At 67.5% G+C, this 12,387-nt stretch carries 12 protein-coding genes; 1 reads left to right on the top strand and 11 read right to left on the bottom strand.

Going from position 1 to position 12,387, the window contains the following annotated elements:
• Positions 1-2 precede the first annotated feature (2 nt).
• The 11 genes from HYZ11_00915 to HYZ11_00865 all read right to left on the bottom strand — a co-directional run bounded on the left by HYZ11_00915 (position 3) and on the right by HYZ11_00865 (position 10,916).
• The gene (locus tag HYZ11_00915) at positions 3-884 is read right to left on the bottom strand and encodes a DMT family transporter (GenBank protein MBI3126148.1); all 882 of its coding nucleotides are present in this window, start codon (positions 882-884) and stop codon (positions 3-5) included.
• 241 nt (positions 885-1,125) lie between these two features.
• Positions 1,126-1,518, bottom strand: coding sequence for a DUF456 domain-containing protein (locus HYZ11_00910; protein ID MBI3126147.1), 393 nt, complete (start codon positions 1,516-1,518; stop codon positions 1,126-1,128).
• 314 nt (positions 1,519-1,832) lie between these two features.
• Positions 1,833-2,213 (bottom strand): hypothetical protein, encoded by a 381-nt coding sequence (locus HYZ11_00905; protein MBI3126146.1) that lies wholly within the window; start codon positions 2,211-2,213, stop codon positions 1,833-1,835.
• 262 nt (positions 2,214-2,475) lie between these two features.
• Entirely contained in the window at positions 2,476-2,850 is a 375-nt protein-coding gene (locus tag HYZ11_00900) for a hypothetical protein (protein ID MBI3126145.1), read from the bottom strand.
• A gap of 368 nt (positions 2,851-3,218) precedes the next feature.
• On the bottom strand, positions 3,219-4,445 hold the full coding sequence (locus tag HYZ11_00895) for an ATP-binding protein (GenBank protein ID MBI3126144.1): 1,227 nt from the start codon (positions 4,443-4,445) through the stop codon (positions 3,219-3,221).
• A gap of 3 nt (positions 4,446-4,448) precedes the next feature.
• On the bottom strand, positions 4,449-6,527 hold the full coding sequence (fusA, locus tag HYZ11_00890) for an elongation factor G (protein ID MBI3126143.1): 2,079 nt from the start codon (positions 6,525-6,527) through the stop codon (positions 4,449-4,451).
• Between the two features lie 107 nt (positions 6,528-6,634).
• Entirely contained in the window at positions 6,635-7,441 is an 807-nt protein-coding gene (locus HYZ11_00885) for a sulfite exporter TauE/SafE family protein (protein MBI3126142.1), read from the bottom strand.
• A 56-nt stretch (positions 7,442-7,497) separates the two neighbouring features.
• On the bottom strand, positions 7,498-8,781 hold the full coding sequence (locus HYZ11_00880) for a 50S ribosome-binding GTPase (protein ID MBI3126141.1): 1,284 nt from the start codon (positions 8,779-8,781) through the stop codon (positions 7,498-7,500).
• Between the two features lie 2 nt (positions 8,782-8,783).
• Positions 8,784-9,728: a sulfate adenylyltransferase subunit CysD gene (gene cysD / locus HYZ11_00875; GenBank protein ID MBI3126140.1), complete on the bottom strand. Its 945-nt coding sequence runs from the start codon at positions 9,726-9,728 to the stop codon at positions 8,784-8,786.
• A 34-nt stretch (positions 9,729-9,762) separates the two neighbouring features.
• Positions 9,763-10,455, bottom strand: coding sequence for a phosphoadenylyl-sulfate reductase (locus tag HYZ11_00870; protein ID MBI3126139.1), 693 nt, complete (start codon positions 10,453-10,455; stop codon positions 9,763-9,765).
• Between the two features lie 272 nt (positions 10,456-10,727).
• Positions 10,728-10,916, bottom strand: coding sequence for a hypothetical protein (locus HYZ11_00865; GenBank protein ID MBI3126138.1), 189 nt, complete (start codon positions 10,914-10,916; stop codon positions 10,728-10,730).
• 571 nt (positions 10,917-11,487) lie between these two features.
• Here HYZ11_00865 and HYZ11_00860 point away from each other — a divergent pair.
• Complete coding sequence (locus HYZ11_00860) at positions 11,488-12,348, top strand: hypothetical protein (GenBank protein MBI3126137.1); 861 nt, start codon at positions 11,488-11,490, stop codon at positions 12,346-12,348.
• Positions 12,349-12,387: the final 39 nt, after the last annotated feature.

The raw sequence follows: 12,387 nt of genomic DNA, 5'->3' as shown, positions 1-12,387 counted from the left end.
CCTCACAGCACCCGCCAGGTGATGAGCGCCCCGCCCAGCACCACCAGCACCGTCCCCGCCACGATGAGGCCGGTCACCCGGTCGATGCCGCGCAGGAAGATCCAGCTCAGCACGAGGGAGAAGAAGGGCGCCGTCGAAGCCAGGGGGATGACGACGGTCAGGTCCCCGTGCTGGAGCGCGTAGAAGTGGAACAGGACGGAGACGGCGTTGAAGGCCCCGGCCACGCTGTAGACCCGCCAGGCGGCCGCCGTGCCCCAGCCGGGCCGCTGCTCCCTGGGCAGGAGCCCCCCGAAGAGCCAGAGGCAGGCGAGCCCGGCCGCGCTCATCACGGTGAACCCCAGGACGGGCGAGGGCACCAGGACCAGGCCCTTCTTCCGCAGGACGTGCGAGAGCGAGAAGGCGACGACCGAGGCGAAGGGCAGCCACAGGTCGCGCCGGCTCCAGGACCGGTCCTCCCCGCGCTTGGCGGTGATGGCCATGCATCCCGCCACGACCAGGAGGGTCCCCGCCAGGACGATGAGGCCGGGGCGCTCGTCCAGGAAGGCGATGCCCATGACGGCCGCCGCCAGGGGCATGGTCGAAACCAGGGGCACGGCGCGGGGGACACCCAGGCGCTGGATCGAGAGGAACAAGAGCACCCGCGCGACCGAGGGGCCGACGGCGCCCGATGCCGCGAAGTACGCCCACGCCGCCGGGTCCCACCATCCCTCCCGCCAGAGGTACCAGGAGGCGGCCCCCGTGAAGGGCAGGGCGAAGAGGAGGCCGATGCTGACCCCGGTGGCCGCATTCCCGTGGCGGTCGGCGCGCCGCACCGACAGGTTCAGGAAGCTCACCGTGACGGCGTTGGCGAGGGCGAAGGAGACGGCGAGCGGGGTGTTCGGCAATCGGGCGGTCCTTCCTGCGCGGGGCCGGGAGCAGGCGTGGCCGGGGCGGGGAAGACCCTAGCAGATGCGGCCCCCCGGCGCGAGGCGCAGGGGCCCGCCGCCGGCGAGTCCGCCCTTGGAGGCCGCGTGGGCCTCGCGGCGGACTCCGGCATTCGCGCGCGCCGAGGCGATGCTCAAGGTGGCGGCGCGCGCGCAAAAAAACGGGGCGGGCTTGGCCCGCCCCGTCCCGCCCGCGCCCCTCCTAGGAGGGCGGGCGCTGGGACTGCTGCCCGGCCGGCGGATCGGTCGGGGCCTGGGCCAGGAGCTCCGCGCAGGCGTGCTTCACCTGGTTGTCCGCCTCGCCCTGCAGCTCCCCGGCCATCACCGCCCACCTCTCGGCGAGCTTCCACCGCTCGTTATAGTCCAGGCCGGCCGGGTTCGGCACCTCCGTTCGCGCGCGCACCGCGCAGAGCGACGCCTGGACGCTCACCAGGGCGTCGCGCAGGCTTGTCTGCTGGCCCGCGCGCCGCGCCACATCCGCCCTCTCCCCCTTGTACGCCATGAACCCGAGCCACACACCGATGACGGGGCCGGCGATCAAGCCGATCACCAGGCCCGTCAAGAAGATGCCGAAACCGGCTCCCGATCTGCGCATTTCCGCACTCCGCACGGCGGCACCGCGGCGGCGCGCGAACCCCATGCGAACCAGCGGGCAGCGCGTCCACCGGCAATTCATGAAGAAAACCGAAAAGACCCAGGCGCCTCCGCCCGGATATCCCATCCGGCGGGAAGGCAAACCCTCTTGGCCCTCAATATCGCCCGGGCGCGGGGCGCCCGCGAGCGGGGGTTTCCCAGGAAACGCAGAGCGAAGCCAAGCTCACGCCGCCGTAAACCGGCGCAAAAAAACCGGGGCGGGCCGGAGCCCGCCCCGCTCAAAGGTTGTCCGCTGCTATCGCGCTAACGCGCTCCCTAGGAGGGCGTCTCCTTCTTCGAGATATTCTTCACCGGCTCCGCGAGCATCTCCGCGCACGCGTTGGTGACCGCGTACTCCGCCGTCCCCGCCTTCTGGCCGGGCATCAGCGACCACTTCTCCGCGAGGGCCCGCCGTGCGCTCCAGTCGAGGGAGGAGGGATCCTTCACCGCCGCCTCCGCCGCCCGGGCGCGCGCCACGCAGATCGAGGCCCGCGCGTTGACCAAGGCGGCTTCCACCTGCCCCGTCACGTTCCCGGAAGTCACCATCCAGCCCATGTAGAGAGTGAAGAGCGGCCCAACGATGACGCCCACCGCCGCGCCCTTCATGAAAGGCACCCACGCGTTCCACTGCGCCTGCACGTTCTTCAGGAAATTCATTTTGCGCTCCGCGAACTCCGAGACATCGGCGGCACACGAAAACCCGTTTCATTTTCTATGCCATGGCTCATAGTATCGTAAATGGGCCGGAAAGCAAGGAGGGATTTCAGCAGGGCGCGGAAACCGGCGTCGGCCCTCAAGAAACGCCTCTTCGTCCGAAAAAAAACGGGGCGGGCCGAAGCCCGCCCCGCATCCGGATCTCCGCCTCGCGCGGCCCCGCATCTCCAAGCGGCGCCTCGAGCCCAAGCTTCCGGAAGCGCCCCTACGAAGGCTTCTCCGCCTTGGAGGAAACCTCCTTCACCGGCTCCGCCAGCTTCTCCGCGCAGGCGCTCGCGACCGCGTATTCCGCCTCGCCCGCCTGGCCCGGCATCACCGCCCACTTCTCGGCCAGCTTGCTCCGCGCGCTCCAGTCCAAGGTGGAGGGATCCTTCCCCGTTGACGCCGCCCGGGCCCGCGCCACGCATATCGACGCCCGCGCGCTCACCAGCGCCGCCTCAACCTTGCCCGCCGCGTTCCCCGAGGTGACCACCCAGCCCATGTAGAGCGAGAAGAGGGGCCCGGCGATGAGGCCCGCGGCCGCGCCCTTCAGGTAGGGCTTGGCCGCGTTCCAGTTGTCTCGAATCTTCTGCATATCCATCAATCGCTCCTCCCATCAAACGAAACGGCACACGATGAACGGCGGCAGCTTTGGCGAAGCCCGCATGAGCGGCTCATCAAATGGAGCTGCGCATTTTGAAACTTGGGGGACACCTTACCGGAGGAAGGCGAAGAAAGAAAGCGGCGCGTTTTTGGGGTTTGTTTGCCGGGGGAGGAAGGGGCAGTCAGGTGGATCGAGCAAAGCAGTGTCCGCGCCCCTCCCCCGTCACGATCTCGAACGCCGAAACCCCCAGGTAGCGGATGCGGGTCATGGGATACCCCTCACGCGAAGGTGTCATTCCGAGCGCAGCGAGGAATCTACAAGGACCGCCCCGGGGCAAGGTCCGCCCACCCCGGATTGGGGACGACTCAACGTCTGTGTCTGTCAAAATATCGCTGCACAATATTCAGTGGAGGATTCCAATCAAATCCCCACGCAACAGCTCGAAAAATATCTGCAATTATTTCACCTCTAGCCTCTACTGCTTGTAGCTGCGCAACAGGCGCTTCGCAAAAATGAGATATCGCGGGATCAAGTGGATTATGGAAAGGGCTCAGCGGAGGTGCACCTCCAAAATCAATCTCTCTTAATGGCCATCCTCCACGAACAGTAATTCTTAGTCCTAGATCAATGGCACCACTGAAACCGAATTCTCGATATACCGCCGTCGCATAGCTCAGAACCTGATCCAGCCTAGCAATAATTTCCCAAGCACGAATGAACTGAGTGCCACCTTCTTCCCTCAGGAGCCCTTGCCGGTAAAAAATATTTCCGTAGATTCCAGTCTCGAAATAGTAGTGCTTCCGATTGTCGCAAACCAATATCCGAATAGCCGAATCCTGAGTTATCCTGCGTGAACCCGCCTCAAAGGGAAACGAATCAAATGTTCTAGAATAATCCCTGACCGCGAAATCGCGCCTCAATTGTTCACATCGCGGCGGTGTCCCATATATTTCATACGGAAACTTTGGGACAGCATAAAATTCCAGCAACGCATCTTCAAATGAATGCCACTGCTCGCCAGGTCTTGGAGGATTCGTAACCAACCACTCATTATATAGTTTGCTTGCCCTTTCCCTGGACGCATTCAGTATTCGTTCTTTCAACTGGACAGACAGCGCTCTGCGATCACGTAGCCATTCGTGCCGCTCTAAAGTTGCAATATCTTCTGGGTGATTTCTGTTTCCAGTTCTCAGATAGATTTCTCTTCTCCCGGCTATGGCGTGTGGGGTAGCTTGACTTTGGGCTATTTTAATGACCACAACCGTTTTTTGATCAGCTTCACGAACGCATGCCTTAACCTCTGGCACAAAGGGAGGATAAATATTGGACAAAACTTTTTGAATTACCCTCTCCTCCAAACCTCTCTCAAATTCAATGCCTGCTATGGGAAGAACGGGGCATCCCTCATCGTCTTCTGCGACACCAATTAAAATGAGTCCGCCAAATGTATTGGCCATCGCAGCGATGGTCTTTTCCAAATCTCTCGGAAAGTTTTCCTTATAGTCCAAGAAATGACTTTCTTTAGGACGCTCGCCACAGAACAAGTCAACATCTTCAAACGTTATATCTTGAACAGGCTTGTTTAGAATCATCCCCTACCCCCCCATCTCGCTCTTCTCGTACCGCGCGAAGACCATGGTGAAGGTGGCGCGCCCCTGGGTGACGGAGCGCAGCGAGGTGGAGTAGCCGAACATGCGGGCGAGGGGCACGCTGGCGCGCACGATCTGGAAGGGGGCGGCGCCCCCGCGCTCCTCGATGCGCTCGATGCGCCCGCCCCGCGCGTTGAGGTCCCCGATGACGGCCCCCAGGAACTCCTCGGGCGTCACCGCCTCGACCGCCATGACGGGCTCGAGCAGCACCCCCCCCGCCTTGCGGCAGGCCTCGATGAAGGCGTGGGAGGCGGCCAGGGCGAAGGCGGCCTCGGTGCCCCGGGCGGGGTCGTAGTCCGCGTCCGAGAGCTCGATCGCCACGTCGGTCATCTCGTAGCCCGCCATGGGGCCGCCCCCGGCCGAGGCCTTGAGGGACTCGAGCGCCGCGCTGAGGAGCTTGCGGGGGAGGGTGCCCCCCTCCTCCAGGGCCCGCACCCGGCTCCCGACCGAGACGCCCGCCCCCGGGGCGGGGGCGGCGCGCACCCGCACCCGGGCGTACTGGGGCTTCCCCGCCAGTTCGCGGTCGTAGATGGCCTCGGCCTCCTCGGCCCGGAGGATGGTCTCGCGGTAGACCACGCGGGGCTTGCCGACCCGCACGTCCACCCCGAACTCCTCCCCGATGCGCCGGGTGAGGACGTCGAGGTGGAGCTCCCCCATGCCGCTCATCACCACCTGGCCGGTGTCCGGGTCGCGCCGGGCGTGGAAGGTGGGATCCTCGGCCTTGAGCTTCTCCAGGGCCTCCTCGAGCTTCCTGGCCCCGGCCGAGTCGCGCGCCTCGACCGCGATGGAGATGACGGGGTGGGGGGCGCGGATGGGCTCGAAGGCCACGGGGTGCGCCTCGTCGCAGAGGGTGTCGCCCGTGGCGGCGTAGCGGAAGCCGGCCGCCGCCGCGATGTCGCCCGGGCCCACCTCCTCGATGCGCTCGCGCTTGTGGGAGTACATGCGGAAGAGCCGGGCGGCGCGCTCGGCCGTCTTGCGGGCGCTGTTGTAGACCGGGGCGCCCGAGGCGAGCCGGCCGCTGTAGACGCGGAGGTAGGTGAGGCGGCGGCCCTCGTCCATCTGCACCTTGAAGACCAGGGCGGAGAAGGGGGCGTCCGGGTCGGGGGGGCGCGCCTCGGGCTCGCCCGGGCCTTCCTCCCCCTCCTTGGGCGGGCGGAGGCCTCCGGCGGGGGGCACATCGAGGGGCGAGGGCAGGTAGTCCACCACGGCGTCGAGGAGGGGCTGCACCCCCCGGTTCCGCAAGGAGGAGCCGCAGAGGACGGGGACGAGCTTCCCGGCCAGCACCCCCTTGCGCAACCCGCGCTTCAGGGCCTCGGCCTCGACGGGCTTCCCGTCCAGGAAGGCGGCCATCAGGTCCTCGTCGAAGTCGGCGGCGGCCTCGGCCGCGGCCTCGCGGAGCGCCGCCGCGCGGGCAGCGAGCTCCCCCTCGGCGGGGCGGCGGCGGAGGGTGCGGCCCTCGTCGGCGTCCTCCCATTCGAGGTAGTCCCCGGTCAGGATGTCCACCTGCCCCCGGTAGCGGTCCCCCTCCCCGTCCGGGAGCTGCATGAGGATGGTCCGCGCCCCCAGTTTCTCGCGCATCATGGCCACGGCGCGGTCGAAGTCGGCCCCGGTGCGGTCGAGCTTGTTGATGTAGGCGATGCGGGGGACGCGGAACTGCTCGGCCTGGCGCCAGACCGTCTCGCTCTGGGGCTCGACGCCCTCGACGGCGCTGAAGATGGCGACGGCGCCGTCGAGCACGCGGAGGCTGCGCTCCACCTCGATGGTGAAGTCCACGTGGCCGGGGGTGTCGATGATGGTGATCTCGTGGTCCTTCCAGGGGCAGGTGACGGCGGCGGCGGTGATGGAGATGCCGCGCTCGCGCTCCTGGGGCATCCAGTCGGTGGTGGCCGAGCCCTCGTCCACCTCGCCGATGCGGTGGATGGCGCCCGAGTAGAAGAGGATGCGCTCGGTGGTGGTCGTCTTGCCTGCGTCGATGTGGGAGATGATGCCGATGTTGCGGCGCCGGGACAGCGGTGGCCGGGCCATTCCCTTTCCCCCTCTCGCCGCGCGGGCGTCCGCCGAAAGGCCGGCGGACAGATTACCCCGGCGGGGAGGCGGAGGGAAGGGAGGGGGGAGCCGGCCGCGGGCGGCGCTCAGCCCAGGAACGCCTTCGCCCCCTGCAGCAGGATCCTGGCCGACACGAAGATCAGCAGGCACGCCAGGACGCGCGTCAGAGAGGTGGAGCGGAGGCGGCCCGAAACCGCCGCCCCGCCCTGCGCCCCGCAGACCACCCCCAGGGCGAGGGGGACGATCAGGTCGCGGGCGAGGTTCCCTCGCAGAAAGTGGACCAGCACCGCGGCCGAGGAGGTGATGAGCAGCAGGCCTTGTGAGGTGGCCGTCGCGATGTGGGGAGGAATGTGGAGGAAGCGGATCATCAGCGGCACGTAAATCGAGCCGCCGCCTATCCCGAGCAAACTGGACAGAAAAGCCACGCACGAGCAGACCCAGATGCCCGCCCGGTAGCGGAACCGGAACTCGTACACGCGGCCGTCCCGGTCCACGATCCGGCGCGGCGCGAACGAACCCTTCTCTTCCGTGAGGCGGCGGGAGGCCGCGCGGGCGGCCGGCCGGAGGAGCCCGGCGGCGAGGGCGAGAAGGAGCGCACCCAGGAGAAAGTCGAATATCCCCCGGGGGACATGCGCCGTTCCGAGCGAGCCGAGGACGATCCCCGGCAATGCGGCGGCTCCGTACGCGGCGGCCGTCTTGAGATCGATCCGGCCCATCCGGTGGTACGCGATGGAACCGGAAAGCGTATTCAGGGCGACGACGGAGAGAGAGGCGGCCGCGATGACTTGGGCCGGACGGTCCGGGAAAAAAAGGAGAAGGAGCGGGGTGAGGATCACCCCTCCTCCTATCCCGGCCAGCGTCGCCAGGAACCCCACGCCGAGCCCAATCGCCATCAGCTCTACGGAAAAAAGCATTGCACGCGCCCAGGCACAGGCTGGTTCCGATGGGTTCAGGGGCAGATCGTGCCGCCGGCCACGGTGTCGTTCGTGTCGGGGTCGATGAGGATGAAGGCGCCGGTCGCCGGGTTCTCCGCGTAGGGGTCGTGGGCGATGGGGTTCTGGACGCGCAGGGTGACGCGGGCGATGTCGTTCAGGCCGACGGCCCCGCCCGGCTCCTCGGCCTGGCGGTCCACGTCGAGCCGGGCGTGGATCGCCGCCACCCGGGCGCGCTCGACGCGGGCGCCGATCTTGAGGAGCCAGGTGCGGTCCGGGTCGAAGGGTCGCTCGGCCATCCAGAACAGGAGGGCGTTCAGCTCGTCGGAGAGGCGGGGCGGTTCCTCCGCCGCCGCGATGAGGCTGCCGCGGGCGACGTCGAGCTCGTCCTCCAGGGCGATCATGACGCTCCGGGGGGCGGCGGCCTCCGGAAGCTCGCCCTCGAAGACGCGCACCTCGCGCACCCGGCTGCGCAGGCCGCCGGGATGGACGACGACCTCGTCCCCCGGGCGGACGGCCCCGCTCTTGAGCTGGCCCGCGTAGAGGCGGTAGGGGACGCCCCCATCCCTCCGGGGCCGGAGGACGCCCTGTACCGGGAAGCGCAGCGGGCCCGGCTCCCCCTCGGCCGCCGCGGGAACCGATTCGAGCAACTCGAGCAGGGGCGGCCCGGCGTGCCAGGGCATGTTCGTGCCCGGGTGCACGACGTTGTCCCCCCGCCGGGCCGAGACGGGGATGACGAGGACATTCTCCAGCCCGATCCGATCCGCGAAGGCGGCCAGATCATCCTGGATGGCCGAGAAGACTTCCCGGGAGTAGCCGGCGAGGTCCATCTTGTTCACGGCGACAATCACCCGCTCCACCCCGAGGATATTGAGCAGATAGAGGTGGCGCCTCGACTGCCGGGTCATGCCCTTGAGGGCGTCCACGACGACGATTCCGAGGTCGGCGGTGCTCGCGCCGGTGGCCATGTTGCGGGTGTACTGCTCGTGGCCCGGCACGTCGGCGAAGATGAACTTGCGCTTCGGGGTGGCGAAGTAGCGGTAGGCCACGTCGATGGTGATGCCCTGCTCGCGCTCGTCGATGAGGCCGTCGGTCAGGAGGGAGAGGTCGAGCTCCTCCTCCCCGCGCTTCTCGCTCGCGCGCGCCACGGCGTCGATCTGGTCCTTGAGCAGGGAGCCACTGTCGTAGAGCAGCCGGCCGATGAGGGTACTCTTGCCGTCGTCCACGCTGCCGGCCGCGACGACGCGGAGGACTTCCTTCGTCCCGTTCAGGAGGGCCGCGGGGGCCGGTTGCGCGCTCATGGCTAGAAGTATCCCTTCTTCTTGCGGAGCTCCATGGAGGCCTCGGAGGTCTGATCGTCGAGCCGGGAGGAACCCCGCTCGGTCAGCTCGGCCGCCAGTAGCTCGGCGATGATCTCCTCGTTCGTCCGGGCGCGGGACTCGACGGGGAGGGTGCAGGACATGTCCCCCACGGTGCGGAAGCGTACCGTGCGCCGCTCGGTCCGCTCCCCCTCCTCCAGGTCGATCAGCTCGCACATGGCGAGCAGCCGGCCGCGCCGCGCCACCACCTCGCGCTCGTGGGCGTAGTAGAGCGAGGGGAGCTCCACCGCCTCGCGCGCGATGTATTCCCAGACGTCCAGCTCGGTCCAGTTGCTGAGGGGGAACACCCGCACGTGCTCGCCCTTGCGCACCCGGCCGTTGTAGAGGTCCCAGAGCTCGGGCCGCTGGCGCTTGGGATTCCATTGGCCGAAAGCGTCCCGGAAGGAGAAGACGCGCTCCTTGGCCCGTGCTTTCTCCTCGTCCCGGCGGGCCCCGCCGAAGAGGGCGTCGAAGCCGTGGGCCTCGATGGTGTCGAGGAGGGTCACGGTCTGGGCCTCGTTCCGGCTCGCCTTGGGATGGGGGAGCGTCACCCGGCCCTGATCGATCGAGGCCTGAACGCTGCCCACGATGAGCCGCGCGCCCAGTTCCCGCACCCGGCGGTCGCGGAACGCGATGGCCTCGGGGAAGTTGTGGCCGGTGTCGATGTGGACGACGGGAAAGGGGAGCCGGCCGGGCCGGAAGGCCTTCTCGGCCAGCCGGAGGAGGACGGCCGAGTCTTTCCCCCCCGAGAACAGGAGGGCGGGGCTCTCGGACTCGCCCACCGCCTCGCGCAGGATGGCGATGGCCTCGCTCTCCAGGAAGTCCAGGTGATCCAGCCGGGAGGCCCGGCCGGCCGTCTCAAAGGCGCATTCCATGACGCTCGGGGTCATCTCCGATATTTCCTCCGTAAAAGAATCAAGCCGCTCACACGAGAGATGAAGGCACGGGATGGAGGCCGCACTCCTTGGTGTCGGGGCTCTCCCACCACCAGCGGCCCGCGCGGATATCCTCGCCGGGTCCTATGGGCCGGGTGCAGGGGGCGCAGCCGACGCTGGCGTAGCCTTGGTCGTGGAGGCGGTTGTAGGGGACGCCCCGGGAGCCGAGGTAGGCCCAGACCTCTTCGGCCGTCCAGTCCCAGAGCGGATTCGCCTTGTAGAGGCCGTTCGGGCCATCCCACTCGATGGGCCGGACCCCCTGCCGGGTGGGGGACTGCTCCTGGCGCAGCCCGGTGATCCAGGCCCCCCGGCCCGCGAGCGCACGCTTGAGGGGCGCCACCTTGCGGATGTGGCAGCAGGTCTTCCGGAGGCCCACGCTCTCGTAGAAGGCGTTGGGCCCGTGCTGGCCGACGAAGGCCTCGACCTCGGCGGCGTCGGGGAAATAGACCCGCACCTCGCGCCCGTAGCGCGAGCGCACCTCGGCCAGAAGATCGTAGGTCTCGGGATTCAGCCGGCCGGTGTCGAGCGTGAAGATGCCGATGCCGGGGAAATGCGCGGCCACCATGTCGGTGAGCACCATGTCCTCGGCGCCCAGGCTGGTGGCCAGGACGGCGGGGGGGTGCCGGGCCACCGTCTCCTCCAGAACGTCCATCGCCTCTCGGATTCTCTCTTCCAGGGCCATCCGATCCTCCCTCGTCCAGCCGGTGAAAACTTCTTAGCTCACTGTAGCGATCCAATTTATGATTTAATATATAGTAAATTGCTTATATTTATCCCCGGCACAATACCCAAGGCATACATTCTAGTCAAGATTTTTATTTTTATTTAAAAGTATTTTTATTATGTATATAGGCCCGTACGTTGCCGCAGGGCGTGGGCGCACCCCGGGCGGCGGCGGGACGGGGTGAGGGGAGACCGCAGGGAGGTGGTGCAGGGAAGCCCGGGGGAGCCGGGCTACGCGGCCTTGGTCTTCGGGCCCCCGCCCGATTCCCCGATGAAGGGAAGCTCGGGCTCAGGGCTGAGGCGGCTTTCGAGCTCCTCCTGGCGCCGCTGCCACTCCGTGAAGGAGATTTGGCCCTTTAGCAGGAGCTGGAGGTTCTGGAAGCAGGCCTCGTGGATGGGGCGGGTCTTGAGCTTCGTCATCCAGGTTCTCCTTCCCTCGGCGGCGGGAGAGAGAGCCCTCTCCACTGTATATAGCGTCTGGCACCGCCACGTTGCAACAATATGTTGTAAACTTCACCATCTCATCCCAAATACGAAAATAACACGAAAATTTAGTCCCCGCAAGCCCTCCCTTCCGAAAAAAATTTCCCATCGGAAGAAACCCCGTCACCAAAGGATTATTTCAGGGATACATGAAATTGGCGGAAAATGCGGTAACCGGGAAGGCGGGCAGAGGGGATATCCTTCCCCTGACCCGTCCCGGGCGGGAGTGGGCCAGGGCGTCCGCCGCGCCTCTCGGGAGGGCGGGGAGAGCCTCCTGGGAAACCGCCCTTCCCCAGGCTGTTCACGATATTTCACGATATTCGAGGACAAAAAATCCACCTTACACCTTCCGGCGGCTGAGGGAGGGGGCCTGGCCGGCGGAGGCCCGAATTTCCCGCGTTTTTCACGATATTTCACGATATTCCAGGGGAAAAAATCCATCCGCCCCTTCCGCGCCGGGCCGCCCCGTGCTACATGCCCCCGGAGGGCCGCCCCAGAAGGAGCAAAAATGACCCGCCGTTTCCTCCGCCGGACACTCCCCGCCCTAGCCGCGCTCGGGCTCCTCGCCGCGGGCTGCCGGGGAGGCTACGAGACCGAAACCCTGCGCGGGGAGGGGGTGCGGGAATGGTTCCTCGAGGCGGACGGGGCGCGGATCGAGGCCCTTGCCGTCTGGCCCGCCCAGGCCGAGGGTTCCCTGCCGGCGCTGCTGCTCGTTCATGGCGACCGGGGGAGCGCCCAGAGCCACCGGCGGGACATGTTCCAGCTGGCCCGCCAGGGGTTCTACGGGATGAGCGTCTCGCTCCCCGGCTTCGGGCAGTCCACCGGGCCTGAGGACCTGGGCGGCCCCCGGAGCGTGAAGGCCATCCTGCTGGCGGTGGACTACCTCTCGAAGCAGTCCCAGGTGCGGCCCGGGGGGATCGCCGCCTTCGGGGAGGGGCTGGGCGCGGCCCCGCTCATGGCCGCGGCGGCCGAGGACGCACGCGTTCGCGCGGTGGCGGTGGAAGAACCGATCTATGACCTGGCGGAGGCCCTCCCGCGCCTCCCGGAGGCCCAGCAGAGGCGGCTCCTGCGGGCGCTGGACGGCCCGCCCGGAACGCGCCCGGCGGAATACCGGCGGCGCTCCGCCCGGGAGTGGGCCCCCAAGCTCCAGAGCCCCCTTCTCGTCATCCACGACCCCCAGGGCCGCGTCACCCCCCTCCCCCAGGCCGAGGCTCTGGTGCGGGCCGTCCGGGAGGGGGGCCGGGCGGCGCAACTCCAGCCCGCCCGGAAGCAATCCATCGAGTTCCGCAGCGCGAGCCTGGAGCGGTGGGTCGTGCCCTTCGTGCGGACCCATCTCCCCCCCGAAAAACCCCTCCGGCGGGTCCCCTGAGCCCCCTCCCCCGCGGAAATTCAAGTCCGGGCCCGCTCC

The sequence above is a fragment of the Candidatus Tectomicrobia bacterium genome, assembly GCA_016192135.1.
In the GTDB taxonomy this organism is placed as follows: domain Bacteria; phylum UBA8248; class UBA8248; order UBA8248; family UBA8248; genus 2-12-FULL-69-37.
The sequence above is the reverse complement of the archived record's forward strand: the minus strand, read 5'-3'. Positions and strand labels throughout refer to the sequence as shown.